Annotated in this window: 24 protein-coding genes; 1 reads left to right on the top strand and 23 read right to left on the bottom strand. The window is 47.8% G+C overall.

Annotated features, from left to right (window positions below):
• Positions 1-67 precede the first annotated feature (67 nt).
• The 18 genes from glyS to ACUUHJ_RS11300 all read right to left on the bottom strand — a co-directional run bounded on the left by glyS (position 68) and on the right by ACUUHJ_RS11300 (position 13,923).
• Positions 68-2,137, bottom strand: a complete 2,070-nt coding sequence (glyS, locus tag ACUUHJ_RS11385) for a glycine--tRNA ligase subunit beta (RefSeq protein ID WP_472298924.1) — start codon at positions 2,135-2,137, stop codon at positions 68-70.
• The gene (gene glyQ / locus ACUUHJ_RS11380) at positions 2,130-3,056 is read right to left on the bottom strand and encodes a glycine--tRNA ligase subunit alpha (RefSeq protein ID WP_436406364.1); all 927 of its coding nucleotides are present in this window, start codon (positions 3,054-3,056) and stop codon (positions 2,130-2,132) included. Before glyQ ends, glyS begins: the two co-directional genes overlap by 8 nt.
• A 325-nt stretch (positions 3,057-3,381) precedes the next feature.
• Positions 3,382-4,155 (bottom strand): DNA repair protein RecO, encoded by a 774-nt coding sequence (recO, locus tag ACUUHJ_RS11375; RefSeq protein WP_012685774.1) that lies wholly within the window; start codon positions 4,153-4,155, stop codon positions 3,382-3,384.
• The gene (locus tag ACUUHJ_RS11370) at positions 4,146-4,301 is read right to left on the bottom strand and encodes a YqzL family protein (protein WP_088906899.1); all 156 of its coding nucleotides are present in this window, start codon (positions 4,299-4,301) and stop codon (positions 4,146-4,148) included. Before ACUUHJ_RS11370 ends, recO begins: the two co-directional genes overlap by 10 nt.
• A gap of 104 nt (positions 4,302-4,405) precedes the next feature.
• Positions 4,406-5,323, bottom strand: a complete 918-nt coding sequence (gene era / locus ACUUHJ_RS11365; protein WP_016742636.1) for a GTPase Era — start codon at positions 5,321-5,323, stop codon at positions 4,406-4,408.
• Complete coding sequence (cdd, locus tag ACUUHJ_RS11360; protein ID WP_289677338.1) at positions 5,316-5,714, bottom strand: cytidine deaminase; 399 nt, start codon at positions 5,712-5,714, stop codon at positions 5,316-5,318. Before cdd ends, era begins: the two co-directional genes overlap by 8 nt.
• A gap of 123 nt (positions 5,715-5,837) precedes the next feature.
• Positions 5,838-6,209, bottom strand: a complete 372-nt coding sequence (locus tag ACUUHJ_RS11355) for a diacylglycerol kinase family protein (protein ID WP_289677336.1) — start codon at positions 6,207-6,209, stop codon at positions 5,838-5,840.
• Between the two features lie 9 nt (positions 6,210-6,218).
• On the bottom strand, positions 6,219-6,728 hold the full coding sequence (gene ybeY, locus ACUUHJ_RS11350) for an rRNA maturation RNase YbeY (protein WP_436406357.1): 510 nt from the start codon (positions 6,726-6,728) through the stop codon (positions 6,219-6,221).
• Between the two features lie 3 nt (positions 6,729-6,731).
• Entirely contained in the window at positions 6,732-7,703 is a 972-nt protein-coding gene (locus ACUUHJ_RS11345) for a PhoH family protein (RefSeq protein ID WP_289677334.1), read from the bottom strand.
• Between the two features lie 56 nt (positions 7,704-7,759).
• Positions 7,760-8,944, bottom strand: coding sequence for a sporulation protein YqfD (gene yqfD, locus ACUUHJ_RS11340; RefSeq protein ID WP_472298923.1), 1,185 nt, complete (start codon positions 8,942-8,944; stop codon positions 7,760-7,762).
• Positions 8,945-8,971: 27 nt separating this feature from the next.
• Positions 8,972-9,268, bottom strand: a complete 297-nt coding sequence (gene yqfC / locus ACUUHJ_RS11335; protein WP_007727617.1) for a sporulation protein YqfC — start codon at positions 9,266-9,268, stop codon at positions 8,972-8,974.
• Between the two features lie 206 nt (positions 9,269-9,474).
• Entirely contained in the window at positions 9,475-9,645 is a 171-nt protein-coding gene (locus ACUUHJ_RS11330) for a sigma-70 family RNA polymerase sigma factor (protein ID WP_472298922.1), read from the bottom strand.
• Between the two features lie 170 nt (positions 9,646-9,815).
• Positions 9,816-10,316 (bottom strand): hypothetical protein, encoded by a 501-nt coding sequence (locus tag ACUUHJ_RS11325; protein WP_472298921.1) that lies wholly within the window; start codon positions 10,314-10,316, stop codon positions 9,816-9,818.
• Between the two features lie 11 nt (positions 10,317-10,327).
• A complete protein-coding gene (gene floA / locus ACUUHJ_RS11320) occupies positions 10,328-11,332 on the bottom strand; it encodes a flotillin-like protein FloA (RefSeq protein WP_012685765.1) in 1,005 nt (334 codons plus the stop codon).
• 7 nt (positions 11,333-11,339) lie between these two features.
• Positions 11,340-12,683, bottom strand: coding sequence for an NfeD family protein (locus tag ACUUHJ_RS11315; RefSeq protein ID WP_472298920.1), 1,344 nt, complete (start codon positions 12,681-12,683; stop codon positions 11,340-11,342).
• 165 nt (positions 12,684-12,848) lie between these two features.
• Entirely contained in the window at positions 12,849-13,295 is a 447-nt protein-coding gene (locus tag ACUUHJ_RS11310; protein ID WP_289677326.1) for a GatB/YqeY domain-containing protein, read from the bottom strand.
• A 17-nt stretch (positions 13,296-13,312) separates the two neighbouring features.
• On the bottom strand, positions 13,313-13,486 hold the full coding sequence (gene rpsU / locus ACUUHJ_RS11305; RefSeq protein ID WP_007727630.1) for a 30S ribosomal protein S21: 174 nt from the start codon (positions 13,484-13,486) through the stop codon (positions 13,313-13,315).
• Positions 13,487-13,599: 113 nt separating this feature from the next.
• Positions 13,600-13,923, bottom strand: coding sequence for a histidine triad nucleotide-binding protein (locus ACUUHJ_RS11300; protein ID WP_012685763.1), 324 nt, complete (start codon positions 13,921-13,923; stop codon positions 13,600-13,602).
• 154 nt (positions 13,924-14,077) lie between these two features.
• Here ACUUHJ_RS11300 and ACUUHJ_RS11295 point away from each other — a divergent pair, with 154 nt between their 5' ends.
• The gene (locus ACUUHJ_RS11295) at positions 14,078-15,460 is read left to right on the top strand and encodes a UDP-N-acetylmuramoyl-tripeptide--D-alanyl-D-alanine ligase (RefSeq protein ID WP_472298919.1); all 1,383 of its coding nucleotides are present in this window, start codon (positions 14,078-14,080) and stop codon (positions 15,458-15,460) included.
• A 48-nt stretch (positions 15,461-15,508) separates the two neighbouring features.
• On the opposite strand, the gene ACUUHJ_RS11290 is transcribed toward ACUUHJ_RS11295, so the two are convergent.
• From ACUUHJ_RS11290 to ACUUHJ_RS11270, 5 genes are all read right to left on the bottom strand, one after another.
• The gene (locus ACUUHJ_RS11290; protein ID WP_472298918.1) at positions 15,509-16,087 is read right to left on the bottom strand and encodes a histidine phosphatase family protein; all 579 of its coding nucleotides are present in this window, start codon (positions 16,085-16,087) and stop codon (positions 15,509-15,511) included.
• A 42-nt stretch (positions 16,088-16,129) separates the two neighbouring features.
• A complete protein-coding gene (locus ACUUHJ_RS11285; protein WP_472298917.1) occupies positions 16,130-16,525 on the bottom strand; it encodes a hypothetical protein in 396 nt (131 codons plus the stop codon).
• A 57-nt stretch (positions 16,526-16,582) separates the two neighbouring features.
• The gene (locus tag ACUUHJ_RS11280; RefSeq protein WP_472298916.1) at positions 16,583-17,269 is read right to left on the bottom strand and encodes a TolB-like translocation protein; all 687 of its coding nucleotides are present in this window, start codon (positions 17,267-17,269) and stop codon (positions 16,583-16,585) included.
• 113 nt (positions 17,270-17,382) lie between these two features.
• Complete coding sequence (locus ACUUHJ_RS11275) at positions 17,383-18,219, bottom strand: sugar phosphate isomerase/epimerase family protein (protein ID WP_289677320.1); 837 nt, start codon at positions 18,217-18,219, stop codon at positions 17,383-17,385.
• Between the two features lie 7 nt (positions 18,220-18,226).
• Entirely contained in the window at positions 18,227-19,210 is a 984-nt protein-coding gene (locus ACUUHJ_RS11270) for a DUF6005 family protein (RefSeq protein WP_472298915.1), read from the bottom strand.
• Between the last annotated feature and the right edge of the window lie 28 nt (positions 19,211-19,238).

The raw sequence follows: 19,238 nt of genomic DNA, 5'->3' as shown, positions 1-19,238 counted from the left end.
CCTTCTTTCACGCGGAAAAAAGGTGCCCCCGCCTGATTTTCAGACGAAGGCACCAGTGTTATTTTGTTTAGGCGAAAACAATTTTGGAAAAATCTGCGTAGCGATAAAGCACACGAGAAAGCTGCAAGAGAAGTCCAAGACGATTCGCACGAACAGCCTGATCTTCGGCCATGACCATGACTTTATCAAAGAATGCGTTAATCGGCTGGCGCAAGGTTGACAAGGTTGCGAGCACCTTCTCTTGATCCTTCAGACTCTCTACATCCTTCTGAACAGCTTGGAATGCCTGATACAAGGCCCTCTCCACATCTTCTGCGAACAAAGCTTCGGTGACTTGGTCTGCTTCCGCTTTTTGCGCCAGATTGTTCACCCGGTTAAACTGCTCCACAATCAGCTTGAATTCTTCTGTTTGTACCGCTCCCATCAGTGCTTTTGCTTTTGCCAGCACCTCTGGAACCAATGTCAGGTCGGCAGCAAGAACTGCGTCGGTGACATCGTAACGAACACCATGATCCTGCAAGACATTTTTCAGACGTAGTGCGAAGAAGTCTACGAGGTCTTTTTTCACGTCTTCTGCGGCTCTCTTGTTTACTCCTTGCGCTACATAGCCTTCCATCGCGGCATTCCACAGATCGGCAAGAGAAATTTGCCAATCGCGCTCCACCAAAATCGTAACGATCCCCGCTGCCATACGGCGCAGACCATACGGGTCCTGTGAGCCAGTAGGCACAATACCGATCGAGAAGCAGCCTACGATCGTGTCCATCTTGTCAGCCAGACTGACGATCGCGCCTTGAGCCGAAGCAGGCATTTTGTCTCCTGCAAAACGCGGGAGGTAATGCTCGAATACGCCACTTGCGACGACGTCGGACTCACCCGCTTTGCGCGCGTAATCTTCACCCATGATCCCTTGCAGTTCAGGGAACTCCCCTACCATGTTGGTCACGAGGTCGAATTTTGCGATTTCTGCAATGCGGTCGACCTGCTTGGTTTCTTCTGCGCTCACGCCTAGCTTGCTTGCTATTTGCGCAGCTGTTTTGCGTACACGGCGAACTTTATCACCGATTGTTCCCAGCTCTTCATGGTAAACGATTGTCTCCAAGCGTTTCAGGCAGCTGTCAATGGACAGCTTTTGGTCCTCCACGTAGAAGAAACGAGCATCAGACAAGCGTGCGCGAAGAACTTTTTCATTCCCTTTCGCTACGTTTTCCAGAGCGCGGCTGTCTCCGTTACGTACTGTCACAAAATGATTCAGCAATTGACCCTTTGCATTTTCAACAGGAAAATAACGCTGGTGCTCACGCATGGAGGTAACCAAAACCTCACGTGGAATGGAAAGGAATTCTTGTTCGAAAGTACCGAAAAGTGCAGTCGGATATTCTACAAGATGAACTACCTCATCCAGAAGTCCTTCGTCCATTGGAATTGTCCAGCCATTTTCTTTCTCCAAGCGATGGATTTGTTCTACAATGGCTGCTCTGCGCTCGTCGGGCTTCACCATGACGTATTGCTCAGCCAGCTTGCTCACGTATTCGCTTGGGTGATTCAAGGTAACCTCTGTTCCCAAGAAGCGGTGTCCACGAGAAACACGTCCGCTTTTTACACCTGCAATCTCTAAATCGATCAATTCATCGCCAAACAAAGCAACCAGCCAACGAATCGGTCGAACGTATTTCAAATCGCGTGCGCCCCAGCGCATATTTTTCGGGAAGCTCATGCCGGTGATTACTTCAGCCAGTTGCGGCAAAAGCTCGGTAGTTGGTTTTCCCGCTTCGGATTTGCGAGCATGAACATACTCGATCCCGTTTACTTCTTTATAATACAGTTGGTCAGGCTCAACATTGTTGCTTCGTGCAAATCCAAGTGCTGCCTTGGACCAGTTGCCCGCTTCATCTTGTGCGATTTTGCGTGCAGGACCTTTCGCTTCATCATTGCGGTCAGGTTGCTTTTCTGCCAATCCATTGATTAACAGGGCAAAGCGACGAGGTGTCTCCAATGCCGTAATTTGATCAAACGGCACGCGCTCAGCAGTCAGCCACTTTTCTACTTTTTCCTTGAATTGTGCCGCTGCCTGTGCGACAAAACGAGCAGGCATTTCTTCCAAACCAACCTCTACGAGTAGATCGCGCTTACTCATTTGTATCCTCTCCCTTCACCTGATTCACTTGAACCGCAGCGTCTGCGTTGCCTTTTTGCAAAAGCGGGAAACCGAGGCGCTCACGCTCTTTATAGTAGGTTTGTGCTACTTCACGAGACAGATTACGTACACGAGCGATATAGCCTGTACGCTCCGTCACACTGATCGCTCCACGTGCATCCAGCAAATTGAAGGTGTGGGAGCATTTCAGTACATAGTCATAAGCCGGGTAAACCAGTCGCTCCGCCATCAGTCTCTTTGCTTCCGCCTCATACGTATTGTAGAGAGAGAACAGCATGTCGACATCAGACAGCTCAAATGTGTATTTGGAATGCTCGTATTCTGGTTGCAGGAATACATCGCCGTACGTATACCCGTTGCACCATTCCAGATCGAACACATTTTCTTTTTCCTGAATATAGGAAGCCAAACGCTCCAGTCCGTAAGTCAGCTCGACTGCTACTGGTTTACATTCCAGACCGCCCACTTGCTGGAAGTACGTGAACTGCGTGATCTCCATTCCGTCCAGCCAAACTTCCCAACCTAAGCCCCAAGCGCCAAGACCAGGGTGCTCCCAGTTGTCCTCAACAAATCGGATATCATGCTCCAGTGGCTCGATCCCGAGTTCGCGCAAGCTCTCCAGGTACAGCTCCTGAATGTTGTCAGGCGATGGCTTCATGATTACTTGGAACTGATGATGCTGATACAACCGGTTTGGGTTTTCCCCATATCGTCCGTCTGCCGGGCGACGGGAAGGCTCCACATATGCTACATTCCACGGCTCAGGTCCAATGGAACGAAGGAAGGTCATTGGGTTTAGCGTACCCGCCCCTTTTTCAACGTCATACGGCTGGACAATGAGACAGTTTTGCTTTGCCCAAAAGTTTTGCAGCGTCAAAATGATGTCTTGAAATGTCATTTTCATGCTTGATCCTCCTCTAAACTTCGTAGAACTTAGAACTTGGCTTTAAGTCGAAACTAAAAAAACCTCCCGCCTCTACACTGCCTGATGCGACAGTGTAGGGACGAGAGGATTCTCGCGGTTCCACCCTACTTGGCGAATGACTTCTTCGCCCACCTTACAATCAAATTGCTCCAGAACGCCCTTCATCAGCATGGTGACCGGGCTCTCACTATCCCCGATTCGCTACTCACAGCCAGTGGCCGACTACTCTTTTCCTTCATGGCAACATACGGTATACAAGTTTGCTTCTTATCATAACGAAAACAAATTCGTATGTCAATTAGTCCTGATCTGATTGCGTCATTCTTTCCATACGCTCCAGTTGCTCCAGAAATGACCGACTTTTCAGCCTGAGATCCAGATACTCGTCCATGAAGCTCCGCAGTACATGCTTGAGCTGGTTGCGTGTAGCCGGTTTTACTTCAATGTCACCAAGCCGTTCCAAATCAAATACCTGGAATAGCCGTAACAGCTTCCAGGTCGAGGGTGTAACTGCCATCGCATACGGATCGGAAGGCAGGCAAACTGGGCACAACAGGCCGCCCTGCCCCACACTGATCGCATAGGGTTCGCGCTGTTCGCCACAGTTTGCACACGCTGTGAGTTGCGGGGAGATGCCCGCTACAATGAGCATCTTGGTCTCAAAAATCCGACACAGAATCTCAGCATCTCGTCCTTCATCTAAATGGCGGAATGTATGAAGAAGTAGCTGAAACAAATAGGGATTCGGCTCCCTTTCCTGCGTCAGTCGATCCAAAAGTTCTGCTATGTATGCGGCATAAGCCGTAGCAGTCAGGCTTTGCCGCATATCCCGGAACGAATCCAGCATATCTCCCTGAGAGAGATCAGGCATTCCCGTACCGGGTCCTGCCTTGCATAGATAATAACTATGCGAAAACAACTGGGAGACGGCGGCAAGACGGCTTTTGGTCTTTTTGGCACCACGGGCCATCACGCCTAATTTGCCGTTCTCCCGGGTAAACATTGTCACCACTTTACTGGACTCGCCATAGTCCACACTGCGAATGACAATTCCTTCCCATTTTACAAGCATGCCTGTGTGTCACCCAATTCTTCCTGGGCGAGATCAAACGAGGTCTCCTCGCTGGAAACATCTGCTTGATGGTGATCACGGTAGAGAAGGTACGCATGGATGTCACCGGTTGAAGCGAAAACTCTCCAAGAAAAGTCACGAAGCAAGGAGCATCATCCTTTCCTATATCGGGTCTATCCACTTCCTTCTTAGAATCACCTTTGCCCGTTATTCTATGCCTTGGAAAAATTAACACATCGCGTTGGGAATATTATTGCTCGTCGTAGAAACCGAAGTTACGCAGCATCCGATCTTGGTTGCGCCAATCCTTTTTCACTTTGATCCAGAGCTCCAAAAATACTTGGTCCCCCATCAGTCGCTCGATATCCTTGCGCGCGCGTTGACCAATTTCTTTGAGCATCTGACCTTTTTGCCCGATTAAAATACCGCGCTGGGAATCCCGCTCTACATAAATGGCCGCGTAAATGTAAAGTGTTTTGCCATTTTCGCCTCGCTTCATTTCTTCGATGACAACAGCAATGGAGTGAGGTACTTCTTCCCTCGTCAAATGCAGAACTTTTTCCCGAATCAATTCAGCTGCTACAAAGCGTTCCGGATGGTCTGTCACCTGGTCAGCAGGGTAATACATCGGGCCTTCTTCCATTTCACCCAAAATAGCCTGCTGCAATGATCCTGTATTGTTACCTTCTAGAGCAGAGATCGGAACAATCTGCTTGAAATCATACAATTTGCGGTAATCGTCAATAATTGGCAACAATGCTTCCGGGTGGACTTTGTCAATTTTGTTGATGACCAAAAATACTGGCGTTTTGACCTGCTTCAACCGCTCGATGATGTAGTCGTCCCCGGCTCCGCGTTTTTCTGTTGCATCGACAACAAACAAAACGAGGTCTACTTCGTTCAATGTATTTTCGGCAACCGAAACCATGTAGTTTCCGAGTTTGGATTGAGGCTTGTGAATCCCCGGTGTATCCAAGAAAATAATTTGACCCTCTTCGGTCGTATGCACCGCCGTAATTTTGTTGCGTGTCGTTTGCGGCTTATTCGACATGATGGCAATTTTATGTCCCACTATATGATTCAACAGTGTTGATTTTCCAACATTTGGACGTCCCACAATGGAGACAAAGCCTGATTTAAACGATTGCTTGGTCTTGCGATTATCCACGTAAATCCTCCTTGGTGAATGCGCCTGGAAGCAGGGCAGATACTGTCGTTTCCCAAATGTCGCCTTTGAGATTCGTCAAAAATACAGGCATGTCCGGTGGGCACAGCTCCGCGATTACTTGTCGGCAAGCCCCACACGGTGATACAGCTTGCGGTGTATCAGCAGCGACAGCTAATGCCTTGTAAGTCCGATCGCCTTCCGAATACGCTTTAAAAAGAGCCGTACGCTCTGCGCAGTTGCACAGGGAGTACGCTGCATTTTCGATATTGCCTCCCAAATAAACCTTGCCACTCTCAGCTAAAAGAGCTGCTCCGACCTGAAACTTGGAGTACGGTACATAAGCAAGCTTTCTGGCTTCGATTGCTTGTGCTAATAATAATTGTTTATCCATTTTCATCATTCCTCATATGATTGGTCTTTAACATCATTTCACAACGGAATCTGTCCAAAGAGACACGAAGAAACCAGACTGAAAGGTCAACTGGAATGACCCGTCCGGTATCACTAGTAAAAACTATCCCCATACTTTTTGCAACAGTGGCTGTCCAAATACGATAACTCCGATGATAAAAGACAGGATCGCCGCCACAAGCACAGCTCCTGCTCCCACATCTTTGGCAATCTTCGCCTTGGTGTGCCATTCCGGGGAAGCTAAATCAACGACTGCTTCGATCGAAGTGTTTACCAGCTCAAGGGAGAAGACCAGACCGATAGAAAAAAGGACCAGCAAAACATCGCTGCGGGGTGTCTGCAGCCACCACGCTGCCGCCAGCACCACTATGGCTGCGGCTACGTGGATTTGCATGTTTCGCTGTGTCCGTACGGTATAGAAAATCCCTTGCAGAGCGTAGGTGAAGCTGCGAGTCAATCGTCGCCATTCCTTCAACGTAATCTCCTACCTCGTCAAGCCGATTTCTTCCAGCACCTTTTCTTGGCGTGAAAACATTTCCTTCTCTTCTTCTGGCGTCCCATGATCATAGCCCAGAAGGTGAAGAAAACCATGAACCGTGAGAAATCCGAGTTCGCGTTCGAATGAATGACCATAGTCTTCGGCCTGCTCATGTGCTTTTGGCACCGAGATAATGATATCTCCAAGCATATTCGGAAACTCGCTGGCCTCATCCTCATCGATGAAGATTTCCATTTCTCCTTCACCTGGCTCGTTCATCGCAAAGGACAGAACATCGGTAGGCCGATCTACACCACGATACTCGCGATTTAGCTCGTGGATGCGCTCGTTGTTCACCAGTGTGACAACTACTTCTCCTTGTACCTCTTCCAGCTTTGCAGCTGCTTCCAGGCAACGGACAAGCAGGTTTTGCAAATTCTCATCGATCGGTTCGATTTCTTCATGAAGGATTTCTACAGATAACACAGGTAAACGATCTCCTTTTTGTGACGCCATTTATTAATAGCCGTGTTCTACTTCTTCCTTGGCATAAGCAGCGATGATTTTTTGTACCAGACTGTGACGAACGACGTCTCCCTCTTGGAAATGAATAAAGGCTACATCGGAAATCGGATTTAAGATGCGCTGTGCTTCACGCAATCCGGATTTCTTGCCTTTTGGCAAATCCACCTGGGTCACATCACCCGTAATGACCATTTTCGAACCAAAGCCAAGCCTGGTCAAAAACATTTTCATTTGCTCGGGAGTCGTGTTCTGGGCTTCATCCAAAATAACGAAGGAATCTTCAAGCGTACGACCACGCATGTACGCCAAAGGAGCAACCTCAATGAGTCCGCGTTCCATCATTTTGGCGACTTGTTCATTGCCCAGCATGTCGTACAAGGCATCATAGAGCGGACGCAGGTAAGGGTCTACTTTTTCCTGCAAATCTCCTGGCAAAAACCCGAGGCTCTCCCCCGCTTCTACGGCCGGTCTGGTAAGAACGATCCGTTTGACACGCGCATTTTTCAACGCATTTACTGCTGTGACAACAGCCAAATACGTTTTTCCGGTACCAGCTGGTCCAATTCCAAACACAATGTCATGCTTCTTGATCGCAGACAAGTAATGACGCTGGCCTAAAGTCTTTGCCCTGATTACTTTGCCACGTTGGGTACGAGCGACTTCTTCATCATACACATCGAGCAGTTGGGCACCTTCTCCTCGTTCAATCAACGACATCGCATAAGAGATGTCTCTCTCGGACAGGGCAATCCCTCTGCGAATCAACTGTAGCAGAATTTCAATCAACGCTGTCAGTTTGTCCACTTCCGGCTTATCCCCGCTAATAACCAGTTCGCCTTCTCGGGTCATGATTTTGGCGGAACTTCTTTGCTCGATCAGTGTTAGGTACGCGTCATGTGGTCCGAACAACAGCAAGGCCTCAGATGCGTCTGAAAACGGGATTCTTACCTCATCTTGTACGTGCAACAGGCTTCCATCTCCTTGCAACGGTAATCAGCAATGCGTCATTTGCTTGCCATCCCTCACTGCCCAACGAAAGGCTGTTCAATGGCAATATCTTCAATGACGGAAAAATGAATGCTTACGTAAACTTTACCATTCTCTGTTGTGACGTGCAAAACTTTTTCGTCCTGAATGAACGCATCTTTTCCAGCTTTTTTCAAGATATCCTCCCTGGCGAATTTTTTAGCCAGCTCCGTCGCTTCCTGGACGCTCATTTCTGTTTGAACGGGTTCTGTTTGCGCGTACGTTACTGTCTTCCAGCCAAGTGGTGAGGTATATCCCGCATAGGAGGGCAGAAACCGTTGTTCTGCCATTTTGGCTTGTGCAAAGGACTGTTTTTCAAAAGGCCACACGTATACCGCATAGGGGCCTACGAGCAAGTATTGATGCTGCAGCTTTTCTCCCGTCAAACGGTGCATCGTTTGTTTTAGCGGGACGGATGTGTTGCTTATATACCACACTTCCCCTTGCACCTTGCCTCGTGCTGATACGGCTTGTTGACGGTCGTCATTGCCGATGATCCCGGAAATAAGCACTTGGCCTTTTTCTACCAATTGATTGCTCACAACCTGACTGCGACCAACCTCCGGGAGAATTTTTTGGACGACAGCCCTCTTTTTCGCTACAAGATGACGGGGACCTGTAGCAAGCGGCTTTACGGGAGCCTCTTTTTCAACCACTTGAAGCATGACCTTGGTTCCTTGAATCTCAATTCCAACCCAGGACGCTTCAGGCAGCAAACTCAACAGCTCTTTTTGCAAAACCAACGGTTCTTTTAGTTTGACCTTCCATGCCCCTTCTTTAATCCCCACTTGTTCGGCGACTTGAATCACTCGTCGCGGATCAACCATTTTCGTCCCACTTACTTCCACACTCCAAACAAAAGAGGAGAGCATGTACAATCCGATGAAAAAAAGAGCAGCCCCAATTGCCAGTCCAGCTCGTCTACGTATACGCAGTAGCCAGAAAGGTAGCCCATCTCTCGCCTCGACGTGACTGCGACAGCCTGTCTCTTTTAACAGCGGCCGCAAACGAAAATAATCCCGAATCAAAATATCGCAGCGAGTCACCTCTTCTCCTACCCTGCGAATATTCCAGATTCGAATTCCATCCCGTACGGCCATATTCAGCATCCGCTCAAACCGTTTTCCCCGAACGGTAATGGTTACATGTCCATCCACCCACTCCTTGATTCCATACCTCATACGTGCCGCCCCCTACCTCAACAAAAATTACGAGCTCTGTGGTCCCGTCTCCAAAAATTTCACGCCACCGATTCTACCTTCTAACAGAACCTCCTCAGGTAAAATCGCTCGGATGACAAGCTGTTCACCTGAAACAATCATTTGACCGTTCGTCAACAACAAGCGAAGCTCTTTTTCGCTAAAATGCAAGACTCCTCGATGATTCTCTATATACATTTGCAAATGACCGATCATCGTGATGCGCGGGACTTCCAGGACTACATCTTGCGGCAGATCCAACACCCCTCCGGCCAGCTGGCGCAGACGGCGGCTCCAACGCTTCATGGATTAGCCCCCCTTCTCGTTCTATATATTGGCGAATATGACGATCTCAACTGTTTGCAGGTACAAAACCATTCTTATCTATGCGTATGCGCGAGCATAAAGTGGCATTCATCAAAAACGGTCACAAAAAAAGAGCCCTCATCGCTCGCAATTTGGCAAGCAGGTGAGAACTCCCTTTTTGAAATACATATAACAAAATCCATTGATTATTTGCTTTCGTTTGTAAGCGCCTTCCATTTTTTCATGACTCGTTTTACTTTCTCAGCTGAACAACCGCACGCGATCGCTGTTTCATACACTGATTTCTTTTCGAAGATGGCAAGCCGAATCACTTTTTGGCGAAACCGCCCCATTTGTTCGAAAATTTGTTGATTCATCGCTTGACCTCTACTCCTTCTTCTATTCGGAAGAATTTTCTTTACATTCAGGATAGTCAACCGGGATACGAGAAACAAGACAAGTTGTTCGAGATATTTCGACATAAAAACATTGCGTATCAAGAAAAACAGGCGAACCGAGGTTCACCTGTTTTGACTTGCTGCTATTATCAAATCTTTCTTTGCCGAACCTGCTGAGCGTACGGAGCTTTAGAGCGCGGCTCTCCAAAAATGAGTGCCCATTTCATCCCATCACGCGGATTGCCGTGTTTCGCTGTGAGGGTACTCGCTCGTTCCGAATCAGCGACCTTCTTCGTTTCCGATTCCTTCACTGTGATGGTCGGACCCGTCGAAGCACGAGCTGGACTGGAAAATGCCCATTCCTGCTCAACTCCAATGCCTTCCATCGATTCTTGCTGAAGTGGCTCGTATTTAGAGGATGCTCGCACCGTCACTCTGCCGTACTCTTCCGTTTCCATCGGGATTTCCGACGTGCTTGCCGGGGTAAGCGGAGGCATTTTCTTGCCTTGAGACATCTTCTTCTTTCCCGCTTTACCAAGCGCTTTATATCCTAAGTAACCAAGGATGACAAACCAGAACTTGCCAATGAGCGGGATGATCCACTCGACTAAATCCAGTAAATCTGCGACGAGATCCATAAGATCTTCCATGGCAATCGCCCTTATTCTTTCTCGTCTGGCAGAGCAGGATCTTGTTTGTCACCTGCATGCCCAAAAGATTGACGCATTTGTGTATCAGCAGCAATGTTTTGCATGTTGTAATAATCCATTACGCCCATTTTGCCGCTTTTCAATGCTTCGGACAAAGCGAGTGGTACTTGTGCTTCTGCTTCTACTACTTTTGCCTTCATTTCTTGTACGCGCGCGATCATTTCTTGCTCTTGGGCTACCGCCATGGCACGACGCTCTTCCGCTTTCGCTTGGGCAATACGTTTATCTGCTTCTGCTTGGTCGGTTTGCAATTGTGCCCCGATGTTTTTCCCTACATCCACGTCCGCAATATCAATCGAGAGAATTTCAAAAGCAGTTCCGGCATCCAAACCTTTGTTCAATACCGTTTTGGAGATCAGATCCGGATTTTCCAATACGTCCTTATGTCCTTTTGAAGAACCAATTGTCGATACGATCCCCTCACCAACACGGGCGATGATGGTTTCTTCACCAGCACCACCGACCAATCGATCAATGTTGGCACGAACCGTTACTTTTGCACGAGTGCGCAGCTCGATACCGTCTTTTGCCATAGCTGCAACCACAGGTGTTTCAATCACTTTCGGGTTAACGCTCATTTGTACCGCTTCCAATACATCACGACCAGCCAGATCAATGGCTGCAGCTCGTTCGAAGCCAAGTGGAATATCCGCGCGTTGTGCTGCTACGAGCGCATCTACTACCCGGTCTACGTTACCGCCAGCGAGATAATGGCTCTCCAATTGGTTTGTATCCAGCTGCAAGCCCGCTTTACGCGCTTTAATCAACGGATTCACGATACGAGATGGGACGACGCGACGCAAGCGCATAGCGACGAGGGTAATAATCCCGATATTCACACCGGAAGCCAGTGCAGAAATCCAGAGCATGACTGGTACGAACGAGAAGAAAACAGAAAGTACAACAATGGCTACTGCCACCATAAAAATAAGGGGAATCAAACCGCCTTCAAACATGAAGAGCTCACTCCTTTTGTTCTAGTTCGGCAACAACGATACGCGTGCCTTCTACTTGCACAACGGTGATGGCGGTACCTGCTTCAATGAACCCACCAACCGATACGGCATCCACACGTTTTCCTTCCACCTTGACGACCCCTGCCGGGCGCAATGGTGTTAGCGCGATGCCTGATTTTCCTTCCAGCTCACGCTGATCGCGCGGAGCTACGTAACCTTCTTCATTGCTTTGCGTCTCACCCAAGACAAACCTGTTGAATAGACTCTTAACCCCGTATTTCTTCACTAACATGAATGCAACAATTACCGTGACCAAAGCGGCTACACCCAGGGATGCGAGCCCTTGCTTCGTGTCGTAGGCTGCCATTACGAGACCTGTCACAATGCTCAGGAAGCCAATCGCACCGACAATGCCGCCCGGAAGAAAAATTTCCAGAAGCATCAGTAAGATTCCGACGACAAACAGTCCGATGTGCAACCAGTTGGCAAATCCCGCTACATAATGACCGAAGAAATACAGACTAAAGGCAAAGAGCGAAATCGTCCCCGCAACACCAAAGCCAGGGGCAAACAGTTCGACTACAATTCCTCCCAATCCAATGATGAGCAAAAGACTCATCACAATCGGACTCGTCACCCATCTAGCTACCAGTTCGCCACCGGTTGGCTCAATGGCCTGAAGGGAATCTGGCTGAATGCCAAGCTTTTTGAGCAATTCTTCCTTATTGGACACCACATCATCTGCATAACCCAACCGCTTCGCTTGTTGGGCATCGAGAGAAAGCACCGTGCCTTTTGGCTTTAATCCCGGGAATTCTGTATCGATTTCCACCATCGCGCGAGCAACGTCAGGATTGCGATTATTCAGCTCAGCTGCCGCCTTCATTTTATTACTCCAACCGGAAATGAACTTGATATCTGCTGCATTCCCTGCCAAGTCAATCGGTGTGGCTGCCCCCATGCTACTGCCCGGCGTCATAATAATTTCATTTGCATTCAGGGCGATGTAAGTTCCCGCTGAAAAAGCCTGGTTATCAATGTAGGCTATCACATGCATGGGAGCCTGACGGATCAACTGCCCAATCTGGTCGGCAGCGTTCACTTCTCCACCTGGCGTATTGATATGCAAGATAACAAGATCTGCCTGCTGCTGCTGTGCGTCAGCAAATGCTCTCTGTAAAAAGCTCTCCAGCCCTCGCTCGATCGTGCTATCTACTGGAATCCAGACAGCTTTTTGATAGGTCTTGGCTGTTGTGGACGCGGGAGCAAGAAGCATCGTCATACCCATAATCAGGCAAAGAAGTGAAAAAAGCAATCGCACGCGGCTTTTTACTAGCCTTGTTGCACTCATTGCATGTACCTCCTTTCCTTCTATCAGCTTCAACTTGTGTGCAATAAGGTATACGAAAGAGGTTGGCAATCGTTTCATATTTCTTTCACATTTGGAAAAAAAGAAAAACCCAACCTTTACAGGTTGAGTTTTTCTGTTCGTATCTATATGAGGTGTTACTCGCGTCTACGATGGTAGTTCCTCAGATACAATCTTTTGCACGAGGTTTCCGTCTGCTCTGCCTTTCACTTTCGGCATGATCGCACCCATCACTTTGCCCATCTCCTTTTTGGAGGAGGCACTGGTAGCTGCGATACCTTCCCGAACGATATCACGAATTTCGTCTTCGCTAAGCTGAGCGGGTAAGTAAGCGGAGAGCACGTCGATCTCTTCGCGCGTTTTCGAGGCAAGTTCCACGCGGCCTGCCTTCTCAAATTCGTGGAGGGATTCACGGCGTTGTTTTAACTCACGAGTCAAGATGGTCAGCACTTCGTCTTCAGACAAAAGTCTGCCCTTGTTAATCTCTTCGTTCTTTAATGCGGCTTTCACCATGCGAATAACAGAGAGTTTTAGAGCAGCTCTGTCCTTCATTGCTTGCTTCATATCTTGATCGAGTCGCTCCATTACACTCATGATGAGCCCTCCGTCAATTAAAACTTGCGTTTGCGAGCTGCTTCGGATTTCTTCTTGCGCTTAATGCTAGGCTTCTCAAAGTGGCGACGTTTACGCAGTTCCGCCATCACCCCGGATTTTGCGCTTTCACGCTTGAAGCGGCGAAGTGCGCTATCCAAAGACTCGTTTTTCTTGACTCGAATTTCTGCCATTTGTCTTCCCTCCCTCCGCTAAAACCGTGGGACGCCTGAGTCGAACGTACGAACAGACTGTCACACTTCATTATAGGATAATTGACTAAAGAAGGTCAACCTTTAGTTCAATTTTATTCGTAAAAACCGGACAACAGGTGATAATGGATGTGGAAAACCTCTTGTCCACCCTCTTTGCCGCAGTTGTTAATCAAGCGAAATCCTGGCAGCTCCAGCTTTTTCGCCAGAAGTTGTGCTACATGGTGGATATGCCCGATCAGCGGCAGGTCCTCCGCGCTTACATCCATTAGCGTCGGAATTGGCTTACGCGGGATGATCAACAAGTGTACGCGTGCTTTTGGTGCAATATCGTGGATGACAATGACGTGCTCGTCCTCATACTCGATACGAGCAGGAATTTCACCGTCCATGATTTTGGTAAAAATACTTTTTTCCATGGGAGACTCCTTTCTTCCTCATGTATGTGGATAGTTATGTATGTAAGAATTGATCGTATCATATTCCCTCACTTTTGTCTTGCGGCGCTACCTAACGCATGGTAGCATGACTTCGAGGTTGAAACAGGATAACAAGAAAAAGGAGTTCGTGCAGATGAAACCAATTGCACTGGATCAGGCAGCAATCAACGCAGAAGGGATTTTGCTCGCTGGTTCCCCAGGGCTTGCCTTGTCATCCGTTCACTTTGATACCCGCGAGCTGACTGCGGGATCTTTGTTTGTAGCGCTGACAGGCGGCGCACGGGATGGACATGATTTTTTGTTACAAGCAGCTGAGCAAGGAGCAGTAGCTGCTCTCGTTTCGAATCAGGAGAAGATTCCTGCGGACTTGCCAAACGATTTTGGGTTAATTCTCGTCAATGATACACTGCGTGGCTTTCAAAAGCTGGCTGCCGCTTATCGGAAAAGCTTTTCGTTCCCTCGCATCGCCATTACCGGAAGTATCGGGAAAACAACCGTGAAGGACATCGTGGCACACGTACTTGCGAGCCGTTCGCCTGTATACAAGACATATAAAAACTTCAATAACCACATCGGTGTACCTTTGTCGTTATTGCAGATGGAAGAAAAACATCAAGCTGCTGTACTGGAGCTCGGGATGAACCACGCCGGGGAAATTGATCTGCTCGCTTCACTGGTCCAGCCAGATATTAGCGTGATTACATTTATTGGAGAGTCCCATATTGAGTATTTTGGCACGCGTGAAAAAATCGCTCTCGCTAAGGCGGAACTGCTTCCTCATACCGCTCTTGACGGGCTCGTGCTGCTCAATAAGGATTCGGAGTATCTACGGTTGATAGCCCATCTGTATCCGGGTGAACTCATGTACTACTCTGTTAATGAGAAAGCGGATATTTGGGCAGAGCAAATCGAAACGGTTGAAGGTGGGACTCGTTTCAAAGTATACCTTGCCTCCGGAGAGCATTTCGAGGCATTCCTTCCGCTCCACGGCCGCCACAGTGTCCTGAATGCACTGCCTGCTGTCGCGATTGCCAAGAGGCTCGGAATGGATACGGAGCAAATCGCTTACGCCTTGTCCACGGTTCAGCTCTCCGCCATGCGATTTGAGCAAATCAACGGGAAACACGGTACTGTGTATATCAGTGATGCGTACAATGCCAGCCCCGTCTCCATGGAAGCTGCCGTACGGACATTTGCCGAGCTGTACCCTGAGCGCGCAAGAATCGTCGTGTTAGGTGACATGTACGAGCTCGGACCAGATAGCAGGGCTATGCACGCGGGCGTCGGAGCCTCGATTCAAGACATCGCCGAGCGCTTCGAACTGCTCGTGACAATCGGTGAGGATTCACGCCATCTCCATGATGCTTATGCGGGGAAAAAGCTGCATTTTGCTACCAAAGCAGAGGCACTGGCTGCTCTACTGCCGTTGCGGGATGAAAAACATGCCTTTTTGTTCAAGGCTTCCAAAGGTATGTCATTATGGACGCTCATTACTGATCTGGAAGGTCACGAATAATAGAAAGAGAAAGTCGCCTCTCGTATCATACGGGAGACGGCTTCTTTTTTAGTGCTTGTCTTTGTCATTCCACAGGCGTTCTACCTGAATCAATTGATCTTCCTCAAAGCATAGTTTATAAATATCGGGCATCGAGGTCTTTTTCCAAAAGGAGAATTCGTACGATGGATCGTAGTGATTCATGATGATCGTCATGATGTTTCCATGGATGCCAATCGCGACTTTTTTGCCTCGATGGTGATCCAAAACTTCCTGTAAGGCAGCGAGTCCCCTTTCCCCCGCTACCGCATTCGATTCTCCCCCTCCGAAAGCGAACTCACGGTTTGCAAATACATGCTCGACAGCCTGTACGAAATGCTCAAAGCACTCTACCCAAGCACCTAATTCGCGCTCGCGAAAATCCGGTTCCAGCTTGATTTCCCGATTCGCTTGCTTCGCCGCAGTTTCAATTGTCTGGATGGCTCTTGCATAAGGGCTGGAGACAAATACTTCAATCTGTTCCATTTGCAAAATTTCCGCAACACGCCGCGCATCTTGCCGACCCTTTTCTGACAATCCGCGCGTTTCCTCCTGGTCCTGAATGTACGGCGACTCTGCATGGCGGATCATGTACACATGTGTTCGCACCTCTTACACTTCCTTCGCCTGAAGATTAGCCGAATTTGTTGGTTAGCGCTGCTCATAGATTTCGTTGTACATATCGAGCTTATCAAGTGCGAAAGCCGTATAGTGAGTAGAAGCAAGATCGGCTACGTAGTACGACTTCCCATCCTTTGCCCAGCCAATGATGCGATAGTTATCAGCAGAGCTCAAATACGGGTTTGGTAAGCCTTTCTTCGGATCACTGAATGGATCATTGCAATTTTTTACCTGCTTGCAAAAGCGGATGGACCCATACGAATCTTTTGAATTTGATGGATGTACATATACTTCTGCTGCAAACTGATTCCCTCCCGGTGACCAGAAAATCTGTTTCAAATCGTTATCAGGATAAAAGGACGACTTCAAAATCAACTTTTTCCCCGCTGGCAGATCCAGCATGTATTCTTCTTTTTCCGTTCGCATATACCGGTACTTCATATCATTCGAATAAGAAGGAAAGTCGGTCATTTTGTGTTCATATTATAACCCTGTTGGTAAATCAAGCTCTTTGAAGGCTGTTTTCGTCTGGTAAAACAGCTTTTTGGAATTTGGCATCCAATAAAACTTCTCTTGTGGTGCATATTGATCTTCCTTCCACTCATATTGGTCATTCTTTTTCATTTTGAGTGTTGGCAGGTGTTGCAAGTACAAATGGCCGCTTACTTTGGTATTGGAAGAGAGCATGTCCATCCGGGTGAACGCCATGTACTGTTCATCCGGTGAAACGGAAAAATCAAGGACGGGATACTGAGCTGCTGCCGGGACGAGTACTGTTTTTTTGCCGTCTGGCAGACTGAGCTTCACGATACCGCCATTTTCACGAACGTAGAGCGAGTCCTGTTTCGGCGACCATTTGCCATAACCGGATAGCTGCGTCATCTTTTTTGTTTGCATATCGTACAAGTAAGGTATGGTTCGGTCTGCTTTTCCGTATCCGATTCGCTCCCCGTATACAAACCTGCCCGATGGCGACATGCTTGCTCGATGGATCAAAGGCATGTTTGTCACGGTTTTTGTCACTTTTCCATCTACCGTTACTTGATAGATGACGACTGGCTCTGGCTTGCGAGGGTCTGCCTTCGCAGGAGCAGAAGCATTGATTTGTCCAGGGACAAGGATGCCCAGCAAGGAAATCAGCAAGCATGAGAGCAATAGGTGTTTTTTCATCAAGGGTCCTCCCGAATAAGTAATCAATACGTAGACGCTCACTGGAAGCACTTGGTTTCCTTTTACACGAAAAAAAGATCGGAAGCACCCCTGCGCCTCCGACCTTTTTTTACTTACGCACGAACCATCATTGCCTTCCGCAGCCACTCTACCTCTTCCGCTAATACACGCTGCGGACTCTGACCAAACCATTCAATCGATGCAAAATAATCCGTATCCGCAATCTTTTCTAAAATAGGCCCATAATCTACAACACCTTCACCGAGCAGTACCATTCCCTCACGATCGCCGTTAGGGGCATATACATTATGTGGAGCGAATACTGGTAAATGATTCGATGAAGAAATATTTTTCAAATGATAATGAGCTACCCACGGTCTCAATTGCTCATACGCATCGATTGGATCAGCGCCGGATTCCCAGACATGAAGAAAATCAAGATTCACTTTTAGTGCAGGATGATTGACTTCCTGCAACAAAGCAAGTGTAGAACTCAGCGAATCTGTAAGCGTGTTCGGATGTGTTTCGACCAAAAGCTGAATCCCGTGCTCTTGACACATCTTACATAAGATTTGTAGATGATGCACATAGCGTGCACGCTCTTCAGGCCCTACTTCTTGACTTGCCTTCTGTCCAGCAAACGTCCTGATTTGCTTCACATGCAACAGATTCGCCAGTGAAATGAGTTTTTTTGCTTTTTCCAATGTACGCTGAAATCCTGATGTAGTAGCAATATCCAGATAATCGCTAAGCATGGAGATACTCATGCCTTGATCCCTGACCAGCCTTACCTGTTCCTCCATCTCTACTCGATCATGATCGTACAGATGCTGGGCGTGAGTTCCCCATAACTCGATTCCATCAAAATGATGACGATGAGCAAACTGAACAAGCTGTGCAAACGAAATCAACTGGTGGCGAAAAGTAATTGTGCACAATGAGAGTTTCATATGATGTTTACCTCCACCCTTTTTCGTCGAAAGTGACGAGACTTTTATCCATTTGGGTCCACAGAACAAACTGACGTTCCAGCTCTTTTTTCACTTCTAGTTCAATCAGATCAATCTCTTCTAACGCCTCGATAATCGGAGGCAACAACGCCAGATTCTTGGTCATCGCCATTTTGACAGACAAGTACTGAGCTGTTGTAAACCCTTGGTAGATGTCCTCCACTTTATACGCGATACGCAAAAACTCATCACGATGGTATTGCAGGTAATCTTGCAGATAGAGAAATGCATACTCGTAGCTGTATTTGCGGATCGCAATCACTTTCACCTGAGTCACTGCCGCAAGCAACATGTCCAAGTTGTATCCATTGCGTCCTTCTGCCATGTCTGTAATTAATTGCTTTAGCTCAAGGGTAAACGGGTTATGATCACGCTTGAGTGCGTCATAGAAATAGTCGTGGATCATTTCATAGGTTGGTTCCTTAATTTCACTCGCATCCACCATAAAGCCGCCACCAAACGGATTTTCCAAGAAGGCTTTGATCACCGTCTCCTTCTTCACATTGCCCTCCCAACGAAAATCCGGGTCAAACATAAACCACTCATCCTCATTCTCCGTCTTTGAAATCATCAAAAAATGCGGGAATGGCTTCAATGCAAATTTATTATCTCGTTCTGGAACCAGCGACATGTCTATCTGAACAAGGACAAACTGATCCTCGGTACGATTATCGATTAGCTCCAAGAACATGTCCAGATTGGAGGCTTTATCTTGGGAATGATCATACCATTCTGTTACTTTCGCTCGGAAAAGTCGCTCATATCCCTTGATAATCTCCTCATGGTTATCAATGTAATAGGTGACCACACCTTGATCTGTAATGGAGTACTCGGCATCCCATATGCCAAAATAATAGGGACGATAATCAATCTTTGTGCGGCGCTTAATCACTTCGCATAGGCAAGAAATGATGCAATGTACCTTAACCATTCTGTATCCCCCACTCGCTGTTTGTATA

It is taken from the genome of Brevibacillus schisleri, from assembly GCF_055685845.1.
Note: the sequence above shows the minus strand (reverse complement) of the source record. Positions and strands in the feature narration are given on the sequence as shown.

Excerpts from the sequence above, each read along its gene's own strand:
- ACUUHJ_RS11280 (WP_472298916.1), bottom strand. The coding sequence starts at position 17,269 with ATGAAAAAACACCTATTGCTCTCATGCTTGCTGATTTCCTTGCTGGGC.
- floA (WP_012685765.1), bottom strand. The coding sequence starts at position 11,332 with ATGTTTGAAGGCGGTTTGATTCCCCTTATTTTTATGGTGGCAGTAGCC.
- yqfC (WP_007727617.1), bottom strand. The coding sequence starts at position 9,268 with ATGAAGCGTTGGAGCCGCCGTCTGCGCCAGCTGGCCGGAGGGGTGTTG.
- ACUUHJ_RS11300 (WP_012685763.1), bottom strand. The coding sequence starts at position 13,923 with ATGGAAAAAAGTATTTTTACCAAAATCATGGACGGTGAAATTCCTGCT.
- ACUUHJ_RS11285 (WP_472298917.1), bottom strand. The coding sequence starts at position 16,525 with ATGCGAACGGAAAAAGAAGAATACATGCTGGATCTGCCAGCGGGGAAA.
- ACUUHJ_RS11315 (WP_472298920.1), bottom strand. The coding sequence starts at position 12,683 with ATGAGTGCAACAAGGCTAGTAAAAAGCCGCGTGCGATTGCTTTTTTCA.
- rpsU (WP_007727630.1), bottom strand. The coding sequence starts at position 13,486 with ATGGCAGAAATTCGAGTCAAGAAAAACGAGTCTTTGGATAGCGCACTT.
- ACUUHJ_RS11295 (WP_472298919.1), top strand. The coding sequence starts at position 14,078 with ATGAAACCAATTGCACTGGATCAGGCAGCAATCAACGCAGAAGGGATT.
- ACUUHJ_RS11275 (WP_289677320.1), bottom strand. The coding sequence starts at position 18,219 with ATGAAACTCTCATTGTGCACAATTACTTTTCGCCACCAGTTGATTTCG.
- glyS (WP_472298924.1), bottom strand. The coding sequence starts at position 2,137 with ATGAGTAAGCGCGATCTACTCGTAGAGGTTGGTTTGGAAGAAATGCCT.
- glyQ (WP_436406364.1), bottom strand. The coding sequence starts at position 3,056 with ATGACATTTCAAGACATCATTTTGACGCTGCAAAACTTTTGGGCAAAG.
- ACUUHJ_RS11270 (WP_472298915.1), bottom strand. The coding sequence starts at position 19,210 with ATGGTTAAGGTACATTGCATCATTTCTTGCCTATGCGAAGTGATTAAG.
- recO (WP_012685774.1), bottom strand. The coding sequence starts at position 4,155 with ATGCTTGTAAAATGGGAAGGAATTGTCATTCGCAGTGTGGACTATGGC.
- ACUUHJ_RS11325 (WP_472298921.1), bottom strand. The coding sequence starts at position 10,316 with ATGGAAGATCTTATGGATCTCGTCGCAGATTTACTGGATTTAGTCGAG.
- ACUUHJ_RS11310 (WP_289677326.1), bottom strand. The coding sequence starts at position 13,295 with ATGAGTGTAATGGAGCGACTCGATCAAGATATGAAGCAAGCAATGAAG.
- yqfD (WP_472298923.1), bottom strand. The coding sequence starts at position 8,944 with ATGAGGTATGGAATCAAGGAGTGGGTGGATGGACATGTAACCATTACC.
- ybeY (WP_436406357.1), bottom strand. The coding sequence starts at position 6,728 with ATGGCGTCACAAAAAGGAGATCGTTTACCTGTGTTATCTGTAGAAATC.
- ACUUHJ_RS11330 (WP_472298922.1), bottom strand. The coding sequence starts at position 9,645 with ATGAATCAACAAATTTTCGAACAAATGGGGCGGTTTCGCCAAAAAGTG.
- cdd (WP_289677338.1), bottom strand. The coding sequence starts at position 5,714 with ATGGATAAACAATTATTATTAGCACAAGCAATCGAAGCCAGAAAGCTT.